Origin of the sequence: Aquabacterium sp. (assembly GCF_034003525.1) — a bacterium.
Lineage (GTDB): Bacteria > Pseudomonadota > Gammaproteobacteria > Burkholderiales > Burkholderiaceae_C > Aquabacterium.
In genome coordinates, this window is the sequence record NZ_JAVEYN010000008.1 from 1 (window position 1) to 25,551 (window position 25,551).

The following is a 25,551-nucleotide window of genomic DNA, read 5'->3' on the forward strand; positions in this document are numbered from 1 at the left end:
GAAGCGGCTTCAACAGCAGCTTCTTCCTTCTTACCACAAGCGGCCAGGGCAACGGCAGCGATCAGCGAAGCCAGCAGGAGCGACTTTTTCATGCTTTTATCCTCAATGGAGTGTCAATAAAACCGGTGATATTGGTAAATATGTGCGACGCCACACATTTGGCTTCGCTCAATATTCAGCTGATGATTATACGGCGTATCAGGCTTACCCTTATAGCCCTAACGTCGTCGGAGGCAGCGCATCGTGTGAGCGTTGCAAAATTACATCAACTTCCCCCAACCAATCGCCGATGACAGCTGGGTCTCGGGTCCACAGCCCTCGCCCCACCAGGGGCTCCAGCACGCGCAGTGCCAACCGGTCGTGCAGCACCAACAGGGTCGGCACCGAGGTGGCCAGGTCTTCGGGCGACTGGTGGCACGGCACCCGGTGGGCCCACAGCTTGCGCCAGTTGACCCAGCGCGGATGCGTGCGCACGAAGCCGTCATAACTCGCTGCCAGGACCTCGCAGCGTATCTCGCGCGCAGAACCCAGCGCCCACTGCTGAAAGGCTTCCACCACCTCTCGCTGGCCCAAAGGCCAGTGGGCGAAATCGCGGTCACTCAGCGTCAAGGGCCCGGGTTCGGCCGCCACCATCGCCATCGCGGCGCTGACACGGTCTGAAAAATCGCGCCAACTGCTGATGCGACCGGACAGGTCCGAGATCGTCGAAGGATTCACGGTGTCTTCGCTCATGCGCGCGATCTTGTCATGCGCAGCGCGTCACGCCAAGGGGTGCAACCACCCGTCCTCGGCCCACTGGTTGAGCAACTCGCGCACGGCGTCGCTGGTCTGTGCCACGACGTTCGCAGGCAGGAACCGCTGATCGGCCAGTTGACGCAGATGGCGGGCATCCTTGCCGCCCGCGCGCCAGGACTCGCCGTTGGCAAACACCCGCTGCTCGTCGTACATCATGCGGGTGCGGGGATCCAGTCGCACGCCCACACCGTCCGGCAGGGGCTCACCCGACTGGAACCAGACACGCGGCTTGGGCTCGGTCAGGATCTCGCCCAGGGCCGACTGCAAGCCGGCGGGGTCCTTCATCAGGCGCGCCACCGAGTCGGCCGTGAACTGGCGCAAGGCATCGGGGATCAGGCCCGGCGTGGAGGTGGCGGGCTGCTTGGGGTCCTGGTACAGACGGGGCTTGTCGGCCGTGTCCATGCCCTCCATCCAGCGGATCAGCACCTCGCGCGCCAGGTCGGTGCCTTCCGGCACACGGAAGCCGATCGAGCAGGTCATGCACTCACCTTGTGCAATGCCATCGTGGGCCCAGCCTGGGGGCAGGTAGAGCATGTCGCCGGCTTCCAGCACGTGCTCTTCTTCAGGCACGAAGTGCGTGAGGATCTTCAGCGGCACGTCCTCTTGCAGACGGGCGTCCTTCAGCGGCCCGATGCGCCAGCGGCGCTGACCATGCACCTGCAGCAGGAACACGTCATACGAGTCGTAATGCGGGCCTACGCCACCGCCATCGGTCGCATACGAGATCATCAGATCGTCCAGGCGCGCATCGGGGACAAAGCGGAACTGCTGCAGCAGGTCGTAGGCGGCGGGCACGTGCAGGTCGAGCCCTTGCACCAGCAGGGTCCAGCCAGGCTGATCCAGCGGCGGCAGGCTGCGGCGGCTCAGGGGGCCGTGGCTGAGCTGCCATTGACCGGGCGTCGAGACGGCTTTGCCACGACCCTTCTTGACGACCGCCGAGCCGGTGGCGTGTTCACGCACAATCAAGCGGGATTCGACCTCTTCCTGCCCCGCTAGCGCAAACAGCTTGCTACGCTCGATGGGCGAGCGCACGCCGGGCATGGCCTGGCGGATCAGCAGAGGCTTCTTCTGCCAGTAGCGCCGCATGAAGGTCTCGGGCGACAGGCCTCCGAGCAATGGCGTGTTGTGGTCGATGGGCAGCGGGCCTGCCGGAGCGGCCTGCGCCGCAGCGGATGCGGAGGTTTTGGTCGATTTCATGCCCGCATTGTGGCGCCAACTGCAGCCGATGGCGCTGATTCCGCTCAACGAAAACCACCGCCTTCTGCGGCACGAACGCAGCACCGCAGCCACACAGACGCCGGCACCTCATGAGATGATCGCGGCATGATCATTTCCTCACCCTGTGTCGTGAGCCTGGTGTGGCGTCTGGAAGATGCCCAAGGCAACTTGGTAGACGAGCTCAACGAGCCGATGGAATTCCTCTTGGGCGGCGAAGACCTCCTGCCCAAGGTCGAAGAGACCCTGCTGGGCCAGAGCGTGGGCTTCGAGGCCCATCTGCATCTGGAGCCTGAGCACGCGTTCGGCGACTACGACGCCGACCTGGTGTTCTTCGAAGAACGCGATATTTTCCCGCCCGAAGTCGCCGAAGGCATGCAGTTCGACGGCCCGCCCGAAGGCTCGAAAACCCCGGACCTTAACCCCGACGCCATCTACACCGTCACCGAGGTGTACGACAGCCATGTGGTGCTCGATGGCAACCACCCGCTGGCCGGTCTGGCCGTGCGCATCAGCCTCAAGGTGTTGGACGTGCGCCCCGCCACCGAGGAAGAAATCGAGCAAGGCTCGGTGTCAGAGGCCCTGCTGGGCTTCACACCGTCTGCCCCACCCGGTGAGACCCTGCACTGACCTCGCCCACCCCGCTTGACTGGCCGCCTTGTGCGGCCTTTTGTTGTCAGCCGCGGCCGGTAGACCCGAAGCCGCCCTCACCCCGCTCGCTTGCGTCAAAGCTCTCCACCTGCCGGAACTGGGCCTGTACGACAGGCACGATGACGAGTTGGGCAATGCGCTCAAGCGGCTGGATGGTGAAGGGCTCGCTGCCCCGGTTCCAGCAGCTCACCATCAGCGGCCCCTGGTAGTCCGAGTCGATCAGGCCCACCAGGTTGCCCAGCACGATGCCGTGCTTGTGGCCCAGCCCCGAGCGCGGCAGGATCATCGCGGCCAGACCCGGGTCGCCCAGGTGCATGGCCAAGCCGGTTGGAATCAACTGCGCTTGGCCGGGCTCGAGCACCACCGGCGCGTCCACGCAGGCACGCAGGTCCAGACCCGCGCTGCCGGGGGTGGCGTAAGCAGGCAAGGCTTCCGCCACACGGGCGTCAAGGATGCGGATGTCAACGGTGGTCATGGGTTCACAGCTTGAAGTCGTTGGGCGATGTCTTGCATCAAGGCCCGGGCCAGGGTGAGTTTGTCGGCACGGCTGCCGTCGGACGGCAGGGCCCGATCGGTGTGGGCGTCGATCAGCAGCAGCGCGTTGTCGTCCCGACCGAACGTAGCCGGTCCGAGGTTGCCCACGATCAGCGGGATGCGCTTGCGCAGCATCTTGGCACGGGCGTGCTCCAGCAGTCGTTCGCTTTCGGCAGCAAAGCCCACGCAGTACGGCGCGCCGCTCAGGCCAGCCACGGCGGCCAGGATGTCGGGATTCTCGGTGAGTTCGAACGTGGGCACGTCCTTGCCGCCCTCTTTCTTGATCTTGTGCTCGGCTGAGTTGGCAGGCCGCCAATCGGCCACTGCAGCCGTGGCAATGAAAACGTCATGCTGCGGTGCCTGAGGCACCACGGCATCGAACATCTGCTGCGCCGTCATGACGTTGTGGCGGCTCACACCACGCGGGGTAGGCAAGTGCACCGGACCGGCCACCAGGGTGACCTCGGCGCCGGCTTCTCGCGCAGCACGGGCGATGGCAAAGCCCATCTTGCCGCTGGAGTGGTTGGTGATGCCGCGCACCGGGTCGATGGGCTCGAACGTGGGCCCGGCCGTGATCAGCAAACGCTTGCCCGCCAGCACCTTGGGCTGGAAGAAGGCAATCAGGTCTTCCAGCAACTCGACGGGCTCCAGCATGCGGCCATCGCCGACTTCGCCGCAGGCCTGATCACCACAGCCTGGGCCCAGGATGACGGCACCATCGGCCTGCAGTTGCGCGACATTGCGCTGCGTGGCCGGGTGCGACCACATCTCGCGGTTCATGGCCGGCGCCACCAGCAGGGGGCAGCACTCGCGTGGACGGGCCAGGCAGGTCAGGCTAAGCAGCTCATCAGCTCGGCCCTGCACCAGGCGGGCAATGAAGTCGGCACTGGCCGGCGCCAGCACGATGGCATCGGCTTCACGGCCCAGGTTGATGTGCGCCATGTTGTTGGGCTCGCGCGCATCCCACTGGCTGGTCACGACCGGACGACCTGACAAGGCCTGCATGGTCACCGGGGTGATGAAAGACGCCGCCGCTTCGGTCATGACCACCTGGACGGTGGCCCCTGCCTTGGTGAGCAGGCGCACGAATTCGGCCGATTTGTAGCAGGCGATGCCGCCTGTCAGGCCCAGCACGATGTGCTTGCCCTGGAGTTCTGAGGGTTCGGACATGGCTCGGACTCTATCAGGGTCTGAGCCACTGCCTGCCCTGCAGCGCTCACTCAGGCTTTGACGGCGCCCAGCTGGCTGCGGTACGCGCTGGGGGACAGGCCCGTCCAGCGCTTGAACGCGAAGGTGAAGGCCCGGCGATCCGAGAAGCCCAGCTCGTCACTGATGGACTCCATGCTGATGGCGCGACGGCGCAACATCACCTGGGCGCGGTTGCACTTGGCCTCGGACTGGATGTCCACGTACTTGACGCCTTCGTTTTGCAGGCGGCGCTGCAAGGTGCGGGGGTGCAGGCCCAGCGCGCTGGCTGTGGCCTCCAGCCCCTCACGCAGCAACTCGGGCCGGCGCTCCAGCGCCCAGCGCACCTCATCGACGATGCGGCGCTCGCCCCCCTCCTGGCTCAAGCGGCGCTCAATGCGCGCGCGGGCCTGGCTGAGGGCTTCGGGTACGGGCTCGTTGAGGGGCATGTCGAGCCAGCGGCGGTCCATCACCAAGGCATCGGCGCTTTCGTTGAAAAACACGGGCACCCCGAAATGCTCGGCAAAGCGCTGCTGGTGTGCGGGCGCGGGCATGGCCATGCGCACCGACAGCAGCCAGTGCGACCCACGGGTGGCACGCTTGATCAGTTGATTGACGGCGGCCAACACCACCTCACGCACATGGCACAGCTCACGCGGGTCGATGTCCGGCACGTCCATGACGACCCGCAGGTGGGCCTCGGCGCCGAACTCGTCCAGTCGCAGCGACATCCAGGGGGCCAGCAGCTCGCGGGCCCAGCCGGCCAGTTCGAGCAGTTCACGGATGCTGGAGCTGGAGCTCACGAAAGCGTCGAACTCGGCGTAGTGCTCGAACATGAAGTTCTCGCCCAGCGCAAAGGGAAAATGGTGACCACGCGCCCGCTCGACACACAAGGTGAAGGCCTTGAACAGGTTGAGCGGCGACACACGCAACTGCGCGTGCGGGTCGTGTTGACCGATCCCCAGTTCGCGCAGAACCGGGTCGATCGTGAAGCCGCACACAGACGCGGCTTGGCGCCAGCTTCCCAGAGACGGAACAGGCACGGACGATGTGGACAAGGAGCGTTGCATAGTGGGCATCAAGACAGGCGCTGACCTAGACTGCTAACGGGCGTCTGCATGCCTCAAATCTATGACGTCGCTATGAGCCGCACAAGGAAGTTCACCCTCCAGTTAGGATCATTTCACGCCAATCACCCTCATGTGGTGGCCGCGTAAACCCGCGCCATACCCCTGCATTCGGGGGGCGACAAAGCGTCAAAGCTGCTGTTCTCGCCACACGCTGGGGGTCGTACCCTCCCAGCGCTTGAAGGCGGCCGTGAACGCGCGGCGGTCGGAAAAGCCAAGCCGCAGGCTGATTTCGTCAATGGACTGTGGACTTTGCTTGAGCCACTGGCAGGCCAGGCGGTGTCGCATGCGAGCCTGCACAGCCAGGTAGCTGTCACCCTCATCCTTGAGGCGCCGCTGCAAGGTGCGGGGGTGCAGGCTCAGGCGTTCGGCCATGTCCTCCACGCCCAGCGCCAGCAGCTCGGGCTCGCGGGCCAGCAGGTTCTCGATTTCTGCCGCCACCCCCTGGCGACGCGCTTCGCGCCCCAGACGCTGCTCGGCGAGGTACTGGGCCTGCTCGTGCAAGGCGGGGAAGGCGCCCTCCAGAGGCTGGTCCAGCAGGTGACGCTCGAACCGCAGGGCATCGGCCGGCGCGTCGAAGGTGACGGGCACGCCGAAGAAGGCCTCGATCTTGGCCGCGTGCGGCACTGGCGGGCCTTTGAGGTCGACGCCGATGAACCCAGTTTCAGAGCCTTGCAGGGTGCGCCCGAACTTGCGAATGCACGCCAGCGTGGCGTGGATGACCAGGTGCAAGGGCAAGGCATGCGCCACCAGCTTTTGCAGCGGCAAGTCGAAGGCCACGCAAACCGATGCCTCGTCGCCCTGCTCCTTCACCTCCATGGTGAGCCAGGGCAGCACCATCATGCGCGCCAGGTCGGCTGCGCGCAGGGCATCGCGCAGGCTAGGACTGGTGGTCAGCAGCGTCTCGAACTCCGGCAGCGACTCGAAGGCAAAGGTGTCACCCAGCACCAGCGGAAAGTAGTGGTCGGGCGACAGGGCCACGCACTGCTCAAGCAGCGAGATCAGCTGCAAGGGAGACACCCGCGCGTCCTCCAGCCGGATCAGGTCGATCTTGATGCCGGCTTCTTTGAAGAGCGGCTGAACGTTGAAGCCGCACTTGGTCGCCGCCTTGATCCACGCCGAGAGCATGAACAAGGGGATGGGCTTGATGCCCATGGCTTCCAGAACGGCGGGAGGTGGCAGAGGGATACGCATGGACGAAATCGGCACACCCACATTCAGGGTGTGCCGAAGTCTAACCACAATGGCAGGACGTGCCTGCGAGGGTTCACCGCATCATGGCCGCACGGGCCATTTCGCTCGCCTCGATGGGATCACGGTGGCTGTTGAAACCGGCCAGCCATTCTTCGTAGCCAGGTTGGTCGGCCTCTTGCCAGGGGTGATAACCGGGCTTGTAGTACTGGATGTAGTGCTTGTGGGTGGGCCACAGGAAACCACCGGGCTTGAGCAGCCAGTGGATGCCCTTGATGTTGAGCTTGACCCGCTCCCAGAAGCTGAAACCGTCTTCCTTGAGCATGCGGTTGGCAAACTTCAGGATGACGCGGGGAAACATGACCGTGGCGTGCACAAGGGCCGTGACACGGCGCACATAGCCCACCTTGGCATAGTCGATCATGACATCGTAGGCGACACCCTTGTGCTCGACCTCTTCGATGGCGTGCCAGGCGTACATGGCACGCACCTTGGGGTGGGCGTCGCCCAGGATGTCACGCTCGTCAAACATGGCGTGGGCGCCCAGCGCAGTCAGGTGTTCCAGTGCGCCGGTGATGGCCAGGGTGTACTGGCGGCTGAAGCGGTTGCGGTACTTCGTGAACAGCAGGTTGTCCAACCACCCGATCAACTCGTCCACCGGCATCCCTTGCTTGCGCAGCAACTCGTTGTACTGGTTGTGCACCATGCTGTGCTGGGCTTCCTGGCGGTTGAAGTCCTTGATGTCCTGCAGCAGCTTGGGGTCGGTGACCTGGTCGCGGTAGTCGCGCACGGTGACCATGAAGAACTTCTCGCCCGGCGGGAAGATCAGCGACATGGCATCGAAGAAGCGCGTGCGGAACGGATCGCCGCCGAACCAGTGCTTCGGGATGCTCTCGTCGAAGCCAAAGTCCAGTTTTTCACGGGGCACGATCGGGTGCTGCTTGTCGTTGTGTTGGGCCATCTGTCGTCCTCGCAGGTATTCCGCAATGGACTCATGGTACGAAGACGGCAGCCTCAGCCACAGGATGAAAGATGACAGCAGGGTTTCGTGCGCGACATCTTTACGTTGGTGCTTACCCCTGATGCCATGAAAAAGGGCTCCCGAAGGAGCCCTGAAGGTCATGTCAGCGAGAGACGATCGCGTCAGACGCGCTCGGTCACCCAGGCCTGGACGCTGGCCAGCGCGGCCGGCAGGGCCGCCGGCTCGGTGCCACCGGCCATGGCCATGTCGGGCTTGCCGCCGCCCTTGCCACCCACTTGCTGGGCGACGAAGTTGACCAACTCGCCAGCCTTGACCTTGCCGGTGGTGTCGGCGGTCACGCCCGCAGCGATCTGGACCTTGCCGCCTTCGACGGCCGCCAGCACGATGGCCGCAGTCTTGAGCTTGTCCTTCAGCTTGTCCATGGTTTCGCGCAGGGTTTTGGCGTCGGCGCCTTCCAGCGTCGCGGCCAGCACCTTGATGCCGTTCACGTCCACGGCCTTGGCCATCAGCTCGTCGCCCTGGCTGGAAGCCAGCTTGCCCTTGAGCGCGGCGATTTCCTTTTCCAGCGCACGGATCTGCTCTTGGGCGGCGGCCACGCGGGCCGGCACCTCGTGCGGGGTGGCCTTGAGCAAGGCGGCCACGCCTTCCAGCGTGGTCTCCAGGTTCTGGGTGTAGGCCAGTGCGTTGGCGCCGGTGATGGCTTCCACACGGCGCACGCCAGCGGCCACACCGCCTTCGGCCACGATCTTGAACAGGCCGATGTCGCCGGTGCGCTGCACGTGGGTGCCGCCGCACAGTTCCTTGGACGAGCCGATGCTGAGGACGCGCACGGTGTCGCCGTACTTCTCGCCGAACAGCATCATGGCGCCGGACTTCTGCGCATCGTCCAATGCCATCACCTGGGCCTGGGCTTCGGCGTTGAGCAGGATTTCGGCGTTCACCAACTCTTCCACTTCGCGGATCTGCTCGGCGGTCATCGGTGCGTTGTGGGCGAAGTCGAAGCGGGTGCGGTCGGCGGTGACCTGCGAGCCCTTCTGCTGCACGTGGTCGCCCAGCACTTCGCGCAAGGCCTTGTGCATCAGGTGGGTGGCGCTGTGGTTGCGCACGGTCTTGGCGCGCAGTTCGGCATCGACCTTGGCGTTGAGCTTGTCGCCGACCTTGATGCTGCCCTCGACCACGCGACCATGGTGACCGAACACGTCAGCCTGGATCTTTTGCGTGTCTTCGACGATGAAGCGGCTGGTGGCGTTGCGCAGGTCGCCGCTGTCGCCGCACTGGCCGCCAGACTCGGCGTAGAAGGGGGTGTGGTCCAGCACGATGACGGCGTCGTCACCGGCCTGGGCTTCCTGCACCTGGGCGCCGTCCACGTAGATGGCCGTCACGTTGGCTGCGTCCACCGTCAGGTGTTCGTAGCCGTGGAAGCCGGTGGGCACACCCGAGTATTCCAAGCCAGCGGCCATCTTGAACTTGCCAGCGGCACGGGCCTGTTCACGTTGGCGGGCCATGGCGGCGTCAAAGCCAGCCTGGTCCACGGTCACGTCACGCTCGCGGCAGACGTCGGCGGTCAGGTCGACCGGGAAGCCGTAGGTATCGTGCAGCTTGAAGGCGGTTTCGCCGTCGATCTGCTTCTCACCCGCAGCCAGGGCGCCTTCCAGGATTTCCATGCCGTGGGCGATGGTCTGGAAGAAGCGCTCTTCTTCGGTCTTGAGCACCTCGGTGATGCGCTTTTCGTTCTGGCGCAGCTCGGGATAGGCCTCGCCCATCTGTTCGACCAGGGCCGACACCAGCTTGTGGAAGAAGGGGGTGCGGGCGCCCAGCTTGTAGCCGTGACGGATGGCGCGACGGGTGATGCGGCGCAGCACGTAGCCACGGCCTTCGTTGCTGGGGATGACGCCATCGGCGACCGTGAACGAGCAGGCGCGGATGTGGTCGGCAATCACCTTCAGGCTGGGGCTGGCAGCGTCGCAGTTCTCGCCACCGGCGGCGTCCACGGCGGTCTTGGCCGCAGCCAGCAGCGCCTGGAACAGGTCGATTTCGTAGTTGCTGTGCTTGCCTTGCAGCACGGTGGCAATGCGCTCCAGGCCCATGCCGGTGTCCACCGAGGGCTTGGGCAGCGGATGCATCACGCCGTCTTCGGTGCGGTTGAACTGCATGAAGACGTTGTTCCAGATCTCGATGTAGCGGTCGCCGTCTTCATCGGGGCTGCCGGGAGGGCCGCCGGCAATGTCCGGGCCGTGGTCGTAGAAGATCTCGGTGCAGGGGCCACAGGGGCCGGTGTCGCCCATCATCCAGAAGTTGTCGGACATGTAGCGGCCGCCCTTGTTGTCACCGATGCGCACGATGCGCTCGGCGGGCACGCCCACCACCTTGTTCCAAATCTCGTAAGCCTCGTCGTCTTCGTGATAGACGGTGACCCACAGCTTTTCCTTGGGCAGCTTGAACTGTTCGGTCAGCAGTTCCCAGGCGTAGCTGATGGCGTCGTGCTTGAAGTAGTCACCGAACGAGAAGTTGCCCAGCATCTCGAAGAAGGTGTGGTGACGGGCGGTGTAGCCGACGTTGTCGAGGTCGTTGTGCTTGCCGCCAGCGCGGATGCACTTTTGCGAGGTGGTGGCGCGGCTGTACGGACGCTTGTCGAAGCCCAGGAACACGTCCTTGAACTGGTTCATGCCGGCGTTGGTGAACAGCAGGGTCGGGTCATCGCCCGGCACGACGGGGCTGGATGCCACGATGGTGTGGCCCTTGGACTGGAAGTACTCCAGGAAGGTCTTGCGGATGTCTGCGGCTTTCATTCGACGACTTTCAGGACGCTACGGTGAGACGAATCAAGGACCTTTCCGGGCGAATCGGGACATGCTCGGTCGGGCCGCTTGCGTACGCGGCAAAACTTTGCATTATAGATTTCACGACCACACTCGCTGTTCCTTGTTGAGGCGTGATGAAACACGATAACCGCCTTAAGGGCATGGTTTTACGCAGCAGTTTGATTTTCCTTGGCGGCTAGACTTGGTCGCTCTCTGCGCAAAAGCGTTTTACTTTTTCACAGGAGCATCCCATGCAATTGCTGCTGTCTGCGGGACTGATCCTGATCATCATGTCCTGGGGCATCCTCGCACCAAGCTCTCTTGGTGCATTCTTTGATCAGGCTCTGGCAACCATCACCACCAATTTCGGCTGGCTTTACCTCTGGGTGGTGCTCGGCCTGGTGATCGTGGCCGCTTTGCTGGCCTTCAGCCGCTACGGCGACCTCAAACTGGGTGATGAAGACGAGGAACCCGAGTTCTCCGTCGGTAGCTGGTTTGCCATGCTGTTTGCGGCAGGCATGGGCATCGGTTTGGTGTTCTGGGGGGTGGCCGAGCCCATTTCCCATTACGGCGCCCCGCCTCCGGGCATCACGGCCAACACCCCAGAGGCAGCCAATGCGGCCATGCGCTACAGCTTCTTCCATTGGGGCCTGCACCCCTGGGCGGTGTACAGCGTGGTGGCGCTGGCCATTGCCTTCTTTTCATTCCGCCGCGGCAAGCCGGCCCTGATCAGCTCGGCGACCGAGGCACTGCCTTTTGCCTGGGCGTCCAAGCTGACCGTGGTCGTGAACGTGCTGGCCGTCGTCGCCACCGCCTTTGGCGTGGCCGCCTCACTGGGTATCGGCGCTTTGCAGATCAACAGTGGTTTGCACGCCGTGTTCGGCTTGCGGGTGGGCATCGCCTCGCAGTTGGCCATCATCGCCGTGACCACGGCGTTGTTCCTGACTTCGGCCCTCACGGGTGTGAGCAAGGGCATCAAGTGGCTGTCCAACATGAACCTGATGCTGGCGCTGATCCTGATGCTGATGCTGATTGTGTTCATGGTGGGACCCACGGTGGCCATCATCGATACCTTCACCAACACGCTGGGCGCTTACGCCAGTGAGTTCGTGCGCATGAGCCTGCGCATGACCCCGTTCCGCGACAGCGGCTGGGTGGGCGGCTGGACGATTTTCTACTGGGCATGGTGGATTGCATGGTCGCCGTTCGTCGGCCTGTTCATCGCTCGTGTGTCCCGGGGGCGCACCATCCGCGAGTTCATCCTGGGCACGGTGGCCGCCCCCACCCTGGCGGGTTTCGCCTGGTTCTCTGTGTTCGGAGGGGCCGCCTTGCACATGGAGATCTGGCAACAGGTGCCGCTGGCTGAAGCAGTCAAGACCGACATCTCGACGGCACTGTTTGTCATGTTCGAAGCCCTGCCCTTCGGCACGGTGATGTCGCTGGTGGCCACCGCCCTCGTGCTGCTGTTCTTCGTGACTTCGGGCGACTCGGCCACCCTGGTGCTGGGCATGATGAGCACCGGCGGCCAGCCCAACCCCAGCAACAAGATCAAGGTGATGTGGGGCCTGCTGGTGGCCGGGATTGCCGCCATCCTGTTGTTGGCGGGTGGCGTCAAAGCCGTGCAGACCGCCACGATCGTGTTCGCCCTGCCATTTGCGGTGGTCATCGTCCTGATGACCTACGCCCTGTGGCGGGCCATCCACGATGACTGGCACGCGCAGGATGTGCGCCACAAGGCCTTGAATCGGCGCCTGCGCCAGCTTGCCGAGAGGCCGCCAAGCGACACATGACCGTCGAGTTGTTGATGGCTCCGGGCAAGAGCTTCCTGTTCGTGCTGGCGGACAGCATGCGACCACGCCTGAAATAGACAGCCACAGCGCTCTTGCACACCCTGGGGCGCAAACCGCCTCACGGCGTTTGTGCCCCATCCATCGCGAACGAGGAGGTTGAGTGACATGTCCATGTCAATTGGTTCACTGCACACCTGCCAGGTGATCGCCTTGGCTACATCTGTCATGTGGACAGGCGCGGCCCATGCTCTGGATGCCCGCCCAAACACCACGCAGGTCGACTGGTATGCCTCGCTGAGACTGCAGGCGGAGTCAGTGCACCCGGACGAGCGCAGCGCGGCCAGCCGCTATACCGGCCTGCGCGATGCCTACTCACGTGTGGGTGTCTCGGTTCAGCATGCCCTGTCTCCCGCGCTGACGCTGAACGGGCAACTGGAGTTGCCTTTGGACATGGCGAATTTGTCTGTGCAGGACCCTTATGACCAGGGAGACAACGGGCGTGACAACCCGGAGCGCCTGCGCATTGCCCGCATCGGACTGCAAGGCGGCTGGGGTGCCATTCATTGGGGGCGGCAGTGGATGCCTTACTACAACGCCGTGTCAGCGCCTGTCGACGCATTCAGCAGCTACTACAGCGGCTTTGCCACGTACACCGTTTTCCGAGTCAGGCACACCGTCGCCTACACCAGCCCGTCTTTTCGGGGGCTCAGCGCGTCGGCGGCTTATGCGCCTGCCAAAGGCAATCGGCGCTCCACCTCCCGCATTGATGACGAACGGGTGCAAGTGGCACTGAGCTACGACCTCGGTGCCACCCGTCTGGCAGCCGCGCTGGACGACCGGGGAGACGCCGGCTACGGTCGCAACCGCCTCTATGGCCTGTCGACCACTCACCGGGCAGGTGCCTGGCAGATGGCCGCCAAGTATGAGCGCTTTGACACGGGCAACCACAACCCAGGCAGCTTCAGCCGCGATGGCAACGAAGCCGTGAACCTGCTGGTGACCCACCAGCGGGGTGACAACACCATCAAGGTCATGCTGGCCCGGGTCGAGGGATATGGCGAGAACATCGTTCACCTGGGGATTGACCACCAGTACAACCCGCAACTCAAGTTCTTTGCCGAGTTCTACAGCGAGGCTGAAACCGCCGCCATCACGACACGCGGCGACGGACTGTCGGGTTTCCGAGCCGCGACGAGCGGCGGACATGCCTGGGTGCTGGGCCTGCGTCGCGATTTCTGAGCCACTGACCCGCCTCTTCTCAAGTCTATGATGGACGGCGCTGAGACCCCTTCTCCGGAGAAAAACACCATGACCTCCCCGCTGACCCAGCTCAATGACCCCAGCCTCCTCAAGACGCAAGCCCTGATCAACGGGCAATGGGTAGATGGCCCGCAGCGTTTTGCCGTGACCGACCCCGCCACGGGCGCCCTGCTGGCCGAGGTCCCCAACCTCGGTGCCGAGCAGACCGAAGCCGCCATTGCCGCTGCAGATGCAGCCTGGCCTGCCTGGCGGGCCATGTCGGCCAAGGCCCGCGCCAACATCTTGATGAAGTGGTTTCACCTGCTGAACCAGCACGCTGCTGACCTGGCACGCATCATGACGGCCGAGCAAGGCAAGCCACTGGCCGAGGCCAAGGGCGAGGTGCTGTACGGCGCCAGCTTTGTGGAGTGGTTTGCCGAGGAAGCCCGCCGTGTCTATGGCGAGACCATCCCCAGCCCCGATCCGGCCAAGCGCCTGCTGGTTTTGCGCCAGCCGGTGGGCGTGTGCGCGGCCATCACGCCCTGGAACTTCCCGGTGGCCATGATCACGCGCAAGGTGGCCCCCGCGTTGGCGGCTGGCTGCCCAGTCGTCATCAAACCTGCGGAAGCCACGCCGCTGTCTGCTTTGGCCGTGGCCGAGTTGGCCCAGCGCGCCGGCATGCCCCCGGGCGTACTCAACGTCATCACGGCCGATGCCCAGCGCTCCATTGAGGTCGGCAAGGTGCTGTGCGCCAGCGACACGGTGCGACACCTCTCCTTCACCGGCTCCACCGAGGTGGGCCGCATCCTGATGCAGCAGTGCGCGCCCACGGTCAAGAAGCTGTCGCTGGAGTTGGGCGGCAACGCGCCCCTCATCGTGTTCGACGATGCCGACTTGGACGTGGCGGTCGAAGGCGCTCTGGCCAGCAAGTACCGCAACTCGGGTCAGACCTGTGTGTGTGCGAACCGCATGTATGTGCAAGCTGGCATCTACGATGCCTTCGTGACCCGTCTGGCCGCCCGCGTGGCGGAGATCAAGGTGGGCAACGGCTTCGAGCAAGGCGTGGTGCAAGGCCCGCTGATCGATGCCGAGGCCCTGAACAAGGTGGAGACCTTGGTGGCCGACGCCGTGACCAAGGGCGCGAAGGTGCTGACCGGTGGCGCCCCGGCCCAGGTCGCGGGTGGTTCCTTCTACCAACCCACCGTGCTGGCCAATGTGAGCCGGGACATGCGCGTGGCCCGTGAGGAAATCTTCGGGCCGGTGGCACCGGTGTTCAAGTTCGAGACGGAGGCCGAGGCCATTGCCGCCGCCAATGCCACCGAATTTGGGCTGGCGAGCTACTTCTTCAGCCGTGACATTGGCCGGATCTTCCGCGTGGGCGAGGCGCTGGAGTACGGCATGGTGGGCGTCAACACCGGGATGATTTCGCACTGCGAGGCGCCGTTTGGCGGGGTCAAGCAGTCCGGTCTGGGGCGCGAAGGCGCCCGTCAGGGCATGGACGACTACCTGGAAATCAAGTATCTCTGCCTGGGCGGCTTGAACAACTGAGCGCAGCCACGGCAAGCCCTGGGCTCACCGCCCGAGTGTCCAGATCGTCGGTCATACTGTCAGCTTGACAGTGAACCGACGTGAACAGACAGGAGTCCGGGGTCATGGCCAAGACGACGCGCGCAGCCGCTAGCAAGAGCAGCGCCCAAACCAGCGCAAAAACCCGCACCACCAAATCCAGGTTCGGCAAAGCCGCCGAGGCCCGTCCGCCTGAGAAGACGGATCCTGGCAAGGTGATGGCGCAGACCCTGGAGCAGATCCACCACACCGTCGAGGACACCGTGGACCCGCTGGGCATGACCGCGCCCATCGCCCATGCGCAGCTCGCCTGGTTGGCACACCCCCAGGAACTGACCGACCGGATGATCCGCCTGTCGACAGACCTGTGGAACCTGCAGTGGCACACCTTCAACCGCATGCTGGGCCTGCCCAGCGAGGACCCGATCAAGGTCAACGACGAAGACGTGCGTTTTGCCGACCCGGTCTGGACGGAAGCGCCCAGCTGGGACCTGCTCAAGGAGTGGTATCTCGCGTTCACGCACCACACGCAGGACATGCTCTACGACACCCCCGGGCTGTCCAAGCAGGAGCGACGCAAGGCAGCGTTCTGGTGGCGGAACTGGCTCAACGCCATGGCGCCGTCCAACTACCTGCTGACCAACCCGGTCGCCATCCGCCACGCCATTGAAACCAAAGGCGAGAGCCTGCGCAAGGGCTACGAGATCTTCCTGGAGGACATGAAGGCGGGCGAGATCCGCATGACGAGCCCGGACGATTTCAAGGTGGGAGAGAACCTCGCCACCACCCCTGGCTCGGTCGTGATGCGCAATCGGCTTGTGGAGGTGATCCACTACGCCCCCACCCAGGCCAAGGTGCACGCGGAACCGGTCGTCATCGTCACACCGTGGATCAACAAGTTCTACGTGCTGGACCTCACGCCCAAGAAGAGCATGGTGCGCTTCCTGCTCGACCAGGGGCTGGACGTGTTCATCACCAGCTGGAAGAACCCGGATGCGTCGATGCGCGACATCCGCTTTGACGACTACCTGACCGAAGGCATCCACGCAACCATCGAGACAGCTCGCGCCATGAGCGGCGCCAGCAAGGTCCATGCTGTGGGCTACTGCATTGGCGGCACCGGCTTGAGCATGTACATGGCGTGGGCCAACAAGCATTTCGCGCCCGAAGACGTGCCGGTGGCCGACGTCACGCTCTTCACCACCCTGGTCGACTTCCATGCGCCAGGCGACATCAACGTCTTCATCGACGAGTCGAGTATCAACTACCTCGACCGCAAGATGGCCCGTACCGGCTATCTGGACGGCAAGGACATGGCGGCTTCTTTCCGGTTGCTGCGCTCGAACAGCCTGATCTGGCATTACGTGGAGCAAGGTTGGCTCAACGGTGAACCGCCCCCACCGTTTGACGTGCTGTACTGGAACATGGATGCCACCCGCATGCCCCAGGCCATGCACAGCTGGTATCTGCATCAGCTGTACCTGAAAAACCGCCTGGTCCAGCCCGACGCGCTCACGGTGGCGGGCGAGCCCATCGACCTGGCACGCATCAACCAGCCGCTGTACGCCGTGTCGGCCGAAGACGACCATGTCGCACCCTGGAAGCAGACCTTCTACGTGAACAACCACTTCACCGGCCCCAAGCGCTACGTGCTGTCGACCTCCGGGCACATTCTGGGCATCGTCAACCCGGTGGTGACGCCGCCCAAGCGGCGCTTCCGCGTGGCCGAGGCCCATCGCTCCGACAAGCCCGAGGCCTGGCTGGCACGCGCCGAACAACGCGAAGGCTCGTGGTGGGTGGACTGGATGGCGTGGCTGAAGCCGCGGGCGGGCAAGCTGGTCGCAGCACGCCCCGCCAGCAATGAGATCTACCCCGAACTGGCGGCCGCGCCCGGCACCTACGTGCGGGAGGGTTGAAGCCCCGCTGACGCCCATGCCACGGCATTGACCCAGCCAGGTGAAGTCCGCATGATCCTCTCCAGTTGCGGGAGAGGCGGACCAACATGGGAAACACGCAAAAGCGACTGCAAGTGGCCGTGGTGGGCCTGGGACGGTTGGGCCAGGCCTGTGCCCTCGCCTTGCTCGACGAGAGCGAACTGGCGCTGGCCGGCATCGTGCGTCGCCCTGCTTCGGCGCACGCTGCTCTCGGGCGCCTGCAGCGCACACCCGTGGTGAGCCATGTGCGTGACCTGCCCAAGGTGGATGTGGCCCTGGTCTGCGTGCCCGCTCCGGATGTGAGCTGGGTCGCCCATGACCTGCTGCAAGCCGGCATCCCGGTGGTGGAATGCGCCCGTCTCAAGCGTGGTGACCGGGCGGTCCATGACGAGGAGCTGGCCGGCGCCGCACGCAAGTGCAAAACCCCCGCCATTTTGGGCGCTGGCTGGGATCCCGGGGTCCTGCCACTGCTGAACGCCGCGTTCAACACCCTCATCCCGCGTGGTCACACTGTTCAGCACGAACACCCCGGCATCGCCTTGCACCACAGCGCGGCCGTGGCGCATGTACCCGGCATCAAAGACGCGCTGGAAGGAGAGGTCCTCGACAGGAACGGCTCGCCCCAGCGCTATGTCTATGTCGAACTCCAGCCCGGCGCCCATTTCGAGACCGTTCGGGCCCACATCAGCGCGGACCCGCTGTTCGCCGGTGAAGCCGTCCAGGTGTTCGAGATGGACACGCTCGGCGAGCTGGAGGACGGCAACCACGAAGGCATCGTCGTGGAACGCATGGCCACCGCGGCGGCGGGCACCCACGCCAGCCTCGTGCTGGAGGCGCGCTTCGATGCCTGCGACTTCGCCGCCCGCGTCATGCTCGACGCCGCCCGTCGGGTCGTCTCCCTGCCTGCTGGCGCACACCCCTACAGCCTGGCGTCAACCATTGCTTGATGGCCCAGCGAAATGCACCGGCCTGCCATGACCAGCCCTCGAAGCATGGTTTTGCTTGCCAGATAGCCTTCCTGGGCGCACATTCGCACGCGGGTTGGCCACGGGAAGTGAGCATGACGGCGACCGCCCTGCTGGTCTGCCTGTCAGCAGGCAGACATTCTTTGTAATCCCACCTCAAGGAGATGACAAATGATTGAAGCTGTCTTGACTTTCGACCTGCTGCCCAACGTCGACATGAAGGCATACCAGGACTGGCTGACGAAACTCGCGTCCTCAATGGCCAAGGAGTCGGGCATCGTGGAGTTTCGAGCCAACCGCAACGTCATGGGAGACCCCATGTCCCGCGCCGTGACGGTCTTCCGTTCTCTGGAAGACTGGGCCAAGTTCACCGAAGGCCCCTGGCAGACCATCGGACCGGAGTTTCGCCAGTTCGCCACCCACATCAGGGCCGAACTCTGGGGCCCATCACCCCAGATCTGGGTGCATCGCTGATCAAGGCGCGGAACAGCACGCGAGAACGCCCTGAGGGCAGGCACGCTCGCCGACCACAGATGAGGCTCACGCCCCACCCGCTGCCACATTTCGCAGCACTGTAAGCCTCACCACTGGGGTGATACGCCTTCTCCCAGGCTTGCCAACAAGGTTGTCCACAGAGTACGGGGATAAGTTGGTCACGGCAGCCGCCTGAGAGGGCGCTCACCTTCATGGTGCACACCCGGCATCGCCATCATGTCGGCCCATCGGGCACCGTGCAGGCAAAAAAATAGCGAGTCATCAGACTCGCCATGACCATGCTAAGCGCGCTTCACCAGGTTGATTGACTGCGTGAACCCTCTAGGGTTCATGAAACTGTGGAGCGGGTGATGGGAATCGAACCCACGTTATTTGCTTGGGAAGCAAGAGTCCTACCATTGAACGACACCCGCGCTACGACGCATTGTAGCCTCAAGCCACGTCGCCGCCGCTGCCGCACCGTCTCATGTTTGCGACGTCTCTCAGACTGAGGCACACTCTCGCCCTTGATCTACCGGTCTGAAATCTCTCGCATGTCCAGCCCCGACCTCGCTCCCCAAGATCCTGACACGCCTGCCGCCGACACCGACGCAGGCGAACGCCACCACCGCACCATCAAGACCTTCGTGATGCGTGCCGGGCGCACCACCGAGGGCCAGGCCCGCGCGCTGGCCGAGCTGGGCCCACGCTTCGTGCTGCCCTTCGCCAAGGCCCCGCTGGATTTCACCGCCACGTTCGGGCGCACCGCCCCGGTCGTGCTGGAGATCGGTTTCGGCATGGGCGATGCCACCGCGAAGATCGCGCAAACGCTGCCCGACACCGACTTCATCGGCTGCGAGGTGCACGAGCCCGGCGTGGGCGCCCTGCTCAAGCACATCGGTGACATGGGGCTGAGCAATCTGCGCATCCTGCGCCACGACGCCGTCGAGGTGCTGGAGCACATGATCCCGCCCGCCTCCCTGGCCGGCGTGCACATCTTCTTCCCCGACCCGTGGCACAAGAAGCGCCACAACAAGCGCCGTCTGATCCAGGCACCGTTGGTGGCCCACCTGACCTCGCGTCTGGCCCCGGGCGGATACCTGCACTGCGCCACCGACTGGGAGCCTTACGCCCAGCAGATGCTGGAAGTGCTGTCGGCCGAACCCGGCCTGGTGAACACGGCTGAGGGCTATGCCGAGAAGCCTGCCTATCGCCCGCTCACCAAGTTCGAAAACCGTGGCCTGCGCCTGGGTCATGGCGTGTGGGATCTGGTGTTCCGCAAGCGCGTCTGACCCCCTCCAGCTCAGCTGACGCCAGAAACAACAAAGCGCCCCACGGGGCGCTTTGTGTTTGGCAGGGCCGGCGACACCATCGCCGCCCCACTCACCGAGTTCAGTTGCTGAACTTGTAGTCGGTCTTGGCCTTGGCCTTCAGGTCGTCGCGGAACTTGGCCATCTTGGCTTGCGTGCCACGCTGGATGATCTGAGCCTTCACTTCGTCGAACTCGGGGAACTGAGCAACGCGCTCGTCTTCCAGCTTGATGATGTGCCAGCCAAACTGCGACTTCACCGGGGCGCTGGTGACTTCACCCTTCTTCAGCTTGAGCAGCGCTTGCGAGAACTCGGGCACGTAGTTGCTGGGGTTGGCCCAATCCAGATCGCCACCGTTCTCGGCCGAGCCCGGATCCTTGGAGTTCTTCTTGGCCAGCTCTTCGAACTTGGCACCGCCCTTGATCTTGGCCAGCAGGTCCTTGGCTTCGGCTTCGTTCTCGACCAGGATGTGGCGAGCGCGCAGCTCCTTCGCGCCGTTGGCGGCCTTGATCTTGTCGTACTCGGCGCGGGCTTCGGCCTCGGTCATCTGGTTCTTGGACTCGAAGTCCTGGAACAGGGCGCGGATCAGGATGGACTGACGGGCGAACTCCATCTGCACCTTGTAGTCGGGCGAGGTGTTCAGACCACGGCGCTCGGCTTCCTGAATGAAGATCTCGCGCATGACGATCTCGTCCTTGACCTTTTCTTCCAGGTCGGGCGTGCGGGTCTGCGGCGGCTGACCGGGCTGCTGGTTCTTCAGGATCTGTTCGATCATGGCGTCGGCGCGCGCCTTGGGCACGGCCTTGCCGTTGACGATGGCGATGTTTTGCGCGAACACCGAAGGTGCAGCCAGCGTGACAGTAGCGGCCAGCACAGCAGCCTTGGCGATACGAGAGATCTTCATGATGAGCGAAAAGCTTTCTGTAGAGGGTTCAGACGGGCTCGGCTTTGATGGCCAGGGCATGAACGCCCTGCGGAATCAAATCGCGCAAAGCATCATACACAAGGCGATGGCGCTGCACATGCGACAAACCGTTGAAGCAGCGCCCCCGTATCTGGATGGTGAAATGCGTACCCGTGGGGGCGCCGCTGTGTCCGGCATGGCCGATGTGCTCGGCCGTGTCGTCGGTGACGGTGATGGACTCGGGCTGCAAGGCTTGCTGCAGCACGGCTTCCATCTGGGAGGCGGAAACAGATCCGAAGGTCATGGTGTGCGGGTTCCTGTACGTCGATCAGCCTTGATTGGAGGCCTCGGCAGCCCCTTCTTCCGGCGCCATGTGACGGCTCAGGTACACACCCTGTGCCAGCGTGAAGACCAGTGTCAGGCCCAGGCTGCCCCACATTTTGAAGCTGACCCAGGTGTCGGTCGGGAAGGTGTAGGCCACCCACAGGTTGAGCACGCCCATGCTGGCAAAGAACAGTACCCAGGCCCAGCCGAGCTTGCGCCAGACGGGATCGGGCACGTGCACCTGGCCACCCATCATCTGGCGCAGCATCTTCTTGCCCAGCACGATCTCGGTGATCAGGAAGCCGGTCGCCATCAACCAGTAAATGACGGTGGGCTTCCACTTGATGAAGGTTTCATCGTGGAACCACAGGGTCAGGCCGCCCAGCACAACCACCACCACCAGGCCCGCCCACAGCATCTTGTCCACGGGCTTGCGCAGCACCTTCAGCACCAGAATCTGGAGCATCGTGGCCACCACGACCACGACCGTGGCCAGCAGCACCGGCGCCTCCGTCAGGCCCACGCTGCCCCCCGAGATGGCAAAGCCGAAGTAATGATTCAGCCACTGCGCGGCCTGCTCGGCATGGCTGCCAGCCCATTTGTAGCTGGCAAAGAACAGGATGATGGGCAGCAGGTCAAAGAAGATCTTCATGGAGAGTCGGGCACGGGTTCAGCGGCCGCAGGTTGGCGCGCTCAGGGCTGGCGCGGTTTGAAGTCTAGCGCGGCCGAGTTGATGCAGTAGCGCTCCCCCGTGGGCAGGGGGCCGTCTTCGAAGACATGGCCCAGGTGGGCGCCGCAGTTCTGGCAGCGCACCTCCACGCGGATCATGCCGTGGCTGGTATCGCGCACGCGCTCGATCAGGCTGTCATCGGCCGGCTGCCAGTAGCTGGGCCAGCCGCAGCCGGCATCGAACTTGGTCTCTGACGCGAACAGCTTGACGCCACAGCACACGCAGCGGTAGTCGCCCTTCTCGAAGTGATCCCAATAGCGGCCGCTGAAGGGGCGCTCGGTGGCCGCCTGGCGGGTCACCTGGTAGTCCATGGGGGCGAGTTGTTCGCGCCACTCGGCGTCGGTTTTCTGAACTTTGTAGTCACTCATGATGAACAAGACACCTCGATGGATTGCGCCCAGTCGGGCGGGAAGTCGGCATCAGCCTCGCAGCCGGGTTGCTCGTCAAAGGGGCGTTGCAGCAGACGGTGCAGGCGCTGCACCTCGCTGTCGTCGCCACGTTGCGCCAAGCGAATCGCGGTTTCCGCCATGTGGTTGCGCAGCACATACAAGGGGTTGACGCGGTTCATGCGGGCGGCGCGTTCGGCGTCCACACTCTGTTCGGCGCGCAGGCGCTGGGCGTAACGCAGGGCCCAGGCGTCGAACTCTTCCCGGTCGAGGAACAGATCGCGGATGGGCGCATTCTCAGGGGCATCGGGCGACAGGTCCGAGCGGAACCCGGCCAGGCGCCGGAAAGCGATCGTGAAATCGACGCGTCCGCGCGCCAGCAGCGTCAGCCAGTCCAGCGCCAGGCGTGTGTCGTCGGCACGGTCCGCATTGGGCTGGGTGGACAAGGGGCGCAGCCCGATCTTGGCGCACCAGCGCTCGGTCATGGCCTGCGGGAAGTGTGTTTCGTAGGTTTGCAGCACATCGACCACCACCTGCGGGTCGTCTTGCGCATCCGGAATCAGTGGCACCAAGGCCTGAGCCAAAGCACGCAGGTTCCAATATCCGATCTGGGGCTGGTTGCTCCAGGAGTAGCGGCCGTGATCGTCGGAGTGGTTGCAGATGTGCTCGGGATCGAAGGCGTCCAGGAAGCCAAAAGGACCATAGTCGATGGTCAGCCCCAGGATGGACATGTTGTCGGTGTTCATCACCCCATGGCAGAAGCCCACGCTCTGCCAGTCGGCCATGAGCCGGGCGGTGCGTTGCAACACGGCCTCCAGCAGCGCCAGCGCGCGGTTGGGTGCGTCTTGCAGTTCGGGGTAGTGGTGGGTGATGACGAAATCGACCAGATCGGCCAGCACCTCGTGGTGGCGCGGATGGGGGTGATGCGCGAAATGCTCGAAATGGCCGAAGCGCAGGAAGCTGGGCGCCACGCGGGTGACCACGGCAGCGGTCTCAAAGGTTTCCCGGCGCACGGCCAAGGGCGAGGCGCTCAACGCCAGCGCTCGCGTGGTCGGGATGCCGAGGCCGTGCATGGCCTCGCTGCACAGGTATTCGCGGATGGACGAGCGCAGCACCGCACGTCCATCGGCGCGACGGGAGTACGGCGTCGCCCCGGCGCCCTTGAGCTGGATTTCCTGCGGGCCCAGGGGCGTGCCCACCTCACCCAGCAGAAGCGCACGGCCATCACCCAACTGCCCCGCCCAGTGGCCGAACTGGTGGCCACTGTACACGGTCGCCATGGGGGCCATGCCGGGCCACAGGGCGTTGCCACTCAGCACGTGCAAGGTACTCGCGCCGTTGGCGTCGGCCGCCTCGTGCCAGTTGCCCGGCAAACCCAGCTCCTGTGCCAGGTGGTCGTTGACCGCCACCCAGCGCAACTGGGGCATCGGGTCGCCCTCCCAGGGCGTGCCCAAGGGCACCTGCAAACGCTCTTGCAAGGCCAAGCTGCGCCGTGCCAGGCGGTTGAGCCAACGCTCGGGCTGTGGCGGCCAGGTCATCGGTGAGGCACCGGCGCCCAGATCGGGGGAAAAGTGGTCAGGCATGTGGCTCAGTGTAGACAAGCCACCCTGCCCCTGAAGGGCGTCGGGCTAATGCTGTCATGACCATGTCCTAAGATGCGCGCACGCCGATGTGAAGACAGGTCGGCGGATGTCGGCCTGTGTCGGGCCATGCAAGGACTGTGACCGTGGACATTGTGTTGTTTCTGAAAGCCGCCGTGATGGGCATCGTGGAGGGGCTGACCGAGTTTCTGCCCATCTCCAGCACCGGCCACCTGATTCTGGCCAACGCACTGATGGACTTCGGCGGCTCGGCCGGCGCCGAGAAAGCCAAGGTTTTCGAGATCGCCATCCAGACCGGCGCCATCTTCGCGGTCATCCTGGTTTACATCCAGCGCATCAAGGACACCATCACCGGCCTGGGCTCCGACCCCAAGGCGCAGCGCTTTGCGCTCAACGTCATCATCGGCTTCCTGCCGGCCGTGTGCATGGGACTGCTGCTGGGCAAACTGGTGAAAGAACACCTGTTCTCGCCCACCGTGGTCGCCACCACCTTCATCATCGGTGGCTTTTTCATCATCCTGGCCGAGAAGCTCACCGCCCGCTACCAGACGTCCCGCGTCGAGTCCATGGACGACATGACGCCACTGGACGCCCTGAAGGTCGGCCTCGTGCAGTGCCTGGCCTTGGTACCCGGCACCAGCCGCTCGGGCGCCACCATTATTGGCGGCATGCTGATGGGTCTGTCGCGCAAGACCGCCACCGATTACAGCTTCTTCCTGGGCATCCCCACCCTGGTGGGCGCCGGGGCCTACAGCCTCTACAAGGAGCGCGCCCTGCTCTCGCTGGCCGACCTGCCGCTGTTCCTCACGGGCCTGGTCTTCGCTTTCCTGTCCGCCTGGGTGTGCGTACGTTGGTTGATCCGCTACGTCTCCAGCCACAACTTCATGCCCTTCGCCTGGTACCGCATCGGCTTTGGGGTGTTGATCCTGGTCACGGCCCACATGGGCTGGGTCACCTGGGCCGAGTGATCGGCTCGGACACGGCTGACACGCCCCCACCGCTTGGCACAATGACGGCATGAACTGCCGTCATCAAGCCCTGGCCGTGCTGCTGGAGGCCGATCCCCTTGTCAAAGCCACCCAGGCCGCTGCCCTGTGGGAGGCAATCCAGTCTGATCCCGCCCTCCTGCCAAACGAGGCCCAGCGTGCCGAGGTGTTGTCACTGACACAGGCACAAGAGGCCGCCATGCCGGGCCGCCCCGAGCGCCCGCATCTGGTGCCGGCCAAACAGGTGCCGTCGCGCTCGCCCTTCACGCTCGAAGGCCGCGCCGCCCTCCTCCACGCCATCTGCCACATCGAGTTCAACGCCATCAACCTGGCGCTCGATGCCGTGTGGCGCTTCGACGGCATGCCCGCCGACTTCTACCGCGACTGGCTGCAGGTGGCCGGCGAAGAGGCCTACCACTTCACCCTGCTGCGCACCCACCTGGAAACGCTGGGCTGGCATTATGGCGATTTCGACGCCCACGATGGCCTGTGGACCATGTGCCACAAGACGCGCGAAGACATCCTGGCCCGCATGGCCCTGGTGCCCCGTACGCTGGAAGCGCGCGGCCTGGACGCCACCCCGCTGATCCAGGACAAGCTGACCCGCGCCGGGGATCTGCGCGCCGTCGAGATCCTCGACATCATCTTGCGCGATGAGGTGGGGCATGTGCGCATCGGCAACCATTGGTTCCACCACCTGTGTCAGGCCCTGCAACTCGATGCCACCACGCTCTACCCGGAACTGGTCCAGCGCTACGAAGCCCCGCGCCTGCGCCCCCCGTTCAACGAAGCCGCCCGCAAGGCCGCCGGCTTCACCGATGCCGAAATCGCCTTCCTGCTGGGCGAGGACTGAGTGGCGCC

General features: G+C 64.4%; 23 protein-coding genes and 1 tRNA gene. 10 read left to right on the forward strand and 14 right to left on the reverse strand.

The annotated features are described in order from the left end of the window. Positions 1–210: 210 nt before the first annotated feature. On the reverse strand, positions 211–732 hold the full coding sequence (locus RBT42_RS06495; RefSeq protein ID WP_320363305.1) for a hypothetical protein: 522 nt from the start codon (positions 730–732) through the stop codon (positions 211–213). A 27-nt stretch (positions 733–759) separates the two neighbouring features. After that, on the reverse strand, positions 760–1,992 hold the full coding sequence (locus RBT42_RS06500; RefSeq protein WP_320363306.1) for a JmjC domain-containing protein: 1,233 nt from the start codon (positions 1,990–1,992) through the stop codon (positions 760–762). Positions 1,993–2,118: 126 nt separating this feature from the next. On the opposite strand from RBT42_RS06500, the gene RBT42_RS06505 reads away from it, so the two are divergent. After that, a complete protein-coding gene (locus RBT42_RS06505; protein ID WP_320363309.1) occupies positions 2,119–2,640 on the forward strand; it encodes an FKBP-type peptidyl-prolyl cis-trans isomerase in 522 nt (173 codons plus the stop codon). Positions 2,641–2,686: 46 nt separating this feature from the next. Here the strand turns inward: RBT42_RS06505 and dut are convergent, their stop codons facing one another. The 6 genes from dut to alaS form a co-directional block, all read right to left on the reverse strand. Further along, complete coding sequence (dut, locus tag RBT42_RS06510) at positions 2,687–3,136, reverse strand: dUTP diphosphatase (RefSeq protein ID WP_320363311.1); 450 nt, start codon at positions 3,134–3,136, stop codon at positions 2,687–2,689. Continuing rightward, entirely contained in the window at positions 3,133–4,365 is a 1,233-nt protein-coding gene (gene coaBC / locus RBT42_RS06515) for a bifunctional phosphopantothenoylcysteine decarboxylase/phosphopantothenate--cysteine ligase CoaBC (RefSeq protein ID WP_320363313.1), read from the reverse strand. Before coaBC ends, dut begins: the two co-directional genes overlap by 4 nt. 50 nt (positions 4,366–4,415) lie before the next feature. Then, positions 4,416–5,450, reverse strand: coding sequence for an AraC family transcriptional regulator (locus RBT42_RS06520; protein ID WP_320363315.1), 1,035 nt, complete (start codon positions 5,448–5,450; stop codon positions 4,416–4,418). A gap of 186 nt (positions 5,451–5,636) precedes the next feature. After that, the gene (locus tag RBT42_RS06525) at positions 5,637–6,701 is read right to left on the reverse strand and encodes an AraC family transcriptional regulator (protein ID WP_320363317.1); all 1,065 of its coding nucleotides are present in this window, start codon (positions 6,699–6,701) and stop codon (positions 5,637–5,639) included. A gap of 73 nt (positions 6,702–6,774) precedes the next feature. Beyond that, the gene (locus tag RBT42_RS06530; protein WP_320363319.1) at positions 6,775–7,659 is read right to left on the reverse strand and encodes a metal-dependent hydrolase; all 885 of its coding nucleotides are present in this window, start codon (positions 7,657–7,659) and stop codon (positions 6,775–6,777) included. 182 nt (positions 7,660–7,841) lie between these two features. After that, positions 7,842–10,469, reverse strand: coding sequence for an alanine--tRNA ligase (gene alaS / locus RBT42_RS06535; RefSeq protein WP_320363321.1), 2,628 nt, complete (start codon positions 10,467–10,469; stop codon positions 7,842–7,844). A gap of 263 nt (positions 10,470–10,732) precedes the next feature. Between alaS and RBT42_RS06540 the strand changes: the two genes are divergently transcribed. The 6 genes from RBT42_RS06540 to RBT42_RS06565 all read left to right on the forward strand — a co-directional run bounded on the left by RBT42_RS06540 (position 10,733) and on the right by RBT42_RS06565 (position 18,449). Continuing rightward, positions 10,733–12,271 carry a BCCT family transporter gene (locus RBT42_RS06540; RefSeq protein WP_320363323.1) on the forward strand — a complete coding sequence of 513 codons (1,539 nt, stop codon included), beginning with the start codon at positions 10,733–10,735 and terminating at the stop codon, positions 12,269–12,271. A gap of 165 nt (positions 12,272–12,436) precedes the next feature. Beyond that, entirely contained in the window at positions 12,437–13,510 is a 1,074-nt protein-coding gene (locus RBT42_RS06545; protein ID WP_320363325.1) for a porin, read from the forward strand. 69 nt (positions 13,511–13,579) lie between these two features. After that, positions 13,580–15,058 carry an NAD-dependent succinate-semialdehyde dehydrogenase gene (locus tag RBT42_RS06550; RefSeq protein WP_320363327.1) on the forward strand — a complete coding sequence of 493 codons (1,479 nt, stop codon included), beginning with the start codon at positions 13,580–13,582 and terminating at the stop codon, positions 15,056–15,058. A gap of 104 nt (positions 15,059–15,162) precedes the next feature. After that, positions 15,163–16,992, forward strand: a complete 1,830-nt coding sequence (locus tag RBT42_RS06555; protein ID WP_320363329.1) for a PHA/PHB synthase family protein — start codon at positions 15,163–15,165, stop codon at positions 16,990–16,992. An 86-nt stretch (positions 16,993–17,078) separates the two neighbouring features. Then, positions 17,079–17,957: a Gfo/Idh/MocA family oxidoreductase gene (locus RBT42_RS06560; RefSeq protein WP_320363331.1), complete on the forward strand. Its 879-nt coding sequence runs from the start codon at positions 17,079–17,081 to the stop codon at positions 17,955–17,957. 189 nt (positions 17,958–18,146) lie between these two features. After that, on the forward strand, positions 18,147–18,449 hold the full coding sequence (locus tag RBT42_RS06565) for a hypothetical protein (RefSeq protein WP_320363332.1): 303 nt from the start codon (positions 18,147–18,149) through the stop codon (positions 18,447–18,449). A 360-nt stretch (positions 18,450–18,809) separates the two neighbouring features. Here the strand turns inward: RBT42_RS06565 and RBT42_RS06570 are convergent. Continuing rightward, positions 18,810–18,883 (reverse strand) — tRNA-Gly (locus tag RBT42_RS06570). Between the two features lie 120 nt (positions 18,884–19,003). On the opposite strand from RBT42_RS06570, the gene trmB reads away from it, so the two are divergent. Then, positions 19,004–19,741, forward strand: coding sequence for a tRNA (guanosine(46)-N7)-methyltransferase TrmB (gene trmB, locus RBT42_RS06575; protein WP_320363334.1), 738 nt, complete (start codon positions 19,004–19,006; stop codon positions 19,739–19,741). A gap of 100 nt (positions 19,742–19,841) precedes the next feature. Here the strand turns inward: trmB and RBT42_RS06580 are convergent, their stop codons facing one another. From RBT42_RS06580 to RBT42_RS06600, 5 genes are read right to left on the reverse strand one after another with little or no spacing between them, the layout of a single operon-like run. Next, positions 19,842–20,663, reverse strand: a complete 822-nt coding sequence (locus RBT42_RS06580) for a peptidylprolyl isomerase (protein WP_320363336.1) — start codon at positions 20,661–20,663, stop codon at positions 19,842–19,844. A gap of 28 nt (positions 20,664–20,691) precedes the next feature. Beyond that, positions 20,692–20,967 carry a BolA family protein gene (locus tag RBT42_RS06585; protein WP_320363338.1) on the reverse strand — a complete coding sequence of 92 codons (276 nt, stop codon included), beginning with the start codon at positions 20,965–20,967 and terminating at the stop codon, positions 20,692–20,694. 24 nt (positions 20,968–20,991) lie between these two features. After that, the gene (locus RBT42_RS06590) at positions 20,992–21,639 is read right to left on the reverse strand and encodes a septation protein A (protein WP_320363340.1); all 648 of its coding nucleotides are present in this window, start codon (positions 21,637–21,639) and stop codon (positions 20,992–20,994) included. A 41-nt stretch (positions 21,640–21,680) separates the two neighbouring features. Continuing rightward, positions 21,681–22,085, reverse strand: a complete 405-nt coding sequence (gene msrB, locus RBT42_RS06595) for a peptide-methionine (R)-S-oxide reductase MsrB (protein ID WP_320363342.1) — start codon at positions 22,083–22,085, stop codon at positions 21,681–21,683. After that, positions 22,082–23,686, reverse strand: coding sequence for a protein adenylyltransferase SelO (locus RBT42_RS06600; protein WP_320363343.1), 1,605 nt, complete (start codon positions 23,684–23,686; stop codon positions 22,082–22,084). Before RBT42_RS06600 ends, msrB begins: the two co-directional genes overlap by 4 nt. A 143-nt stretch (positions 23,687–23,829) precedes the next feature. Between RBT42_RS06600 and RBT42_RS06605 the strand changes: the two genes are divergently transcribed. Next, positions 23,830–24,672 carry an undecaprenyl-diphosphate phosphatase gene (locus RBT42_RS06605; protein WP_320363345.1) on the forward strand — a complete coding sequence of 281 codons (843 nt, stop codon included), beginning with the start codon at positions 23,830–23,832 and terminating at the stop codon, positions 24,670–24,672. A gap of 49 nt (positions 24,673–24,721) precedes the next feature. Further along, the gene (locus tag RBT42_RS06610; RefSeq protein ID WP_320363347.1) at positions 24,722–25,543 is read left to right on the forward strand and encodes a ferritin-like domain-containing protein; all 822 of its coding nucleotides are present in this window, start codon (positions 24,722–24,724) and stop codon (positions 25,541–25,543) included. The last annotated feature ends 8 nt before the right edge of the window (positions 25,544–25,551 follow it).